1 pseudogene is annotated in these 235 nt (G+C 79.1%); it reads right to left on the bottom strand.

What is annotated here, in order from left to right:
• Positions 1 to 235, bottom strand: a pseudogene (locus tag ACQG3P_RS23790) (hypothetical protein); the annotation flags it as partial.

The following is a 235-nucleotide window of genomic DNA, read 5'->3' as shown; positions in this document are numbered from 1 at the left end:
CACGCCAGCACCCCCACGTCCCCGCCGCCGCGCGCGCGCAGCAGCGTGGCCAGCTGGGCCCGCGCCTGCAGCAGGCGCGACGGCGGCAGGTCGGGGGCGGTGGTGCGCGAGGACAGGTCCAGCGCCACCACCAGCGGCGCCGGTGCCTGCCACAGCGGCTGCGGCAGTGGTCGCCAACCCGGGCCGGCCAGGGCCACCACGGCCAGTGTCCAGCCCAGCAACAGCAGCGCCAGCC

It is taken from the genome of Stenotrophomonas sp. SrG, from assembly GCF_050031795.1.
In the GTDB taxonomy this organism is placed as follows: domain Bacteria; phylum Pseudomonadota; class Gammaproteobacteria; order Xanthomonadales; family Xanthomonadaceae; genus Stenotrophomonas; species Stenotrophomonas rhizophila_A.
Note: the sequence above shows the minus strand (reverse complement) of the source record. Positions and strands in the feature narration are given on the sequence as shown.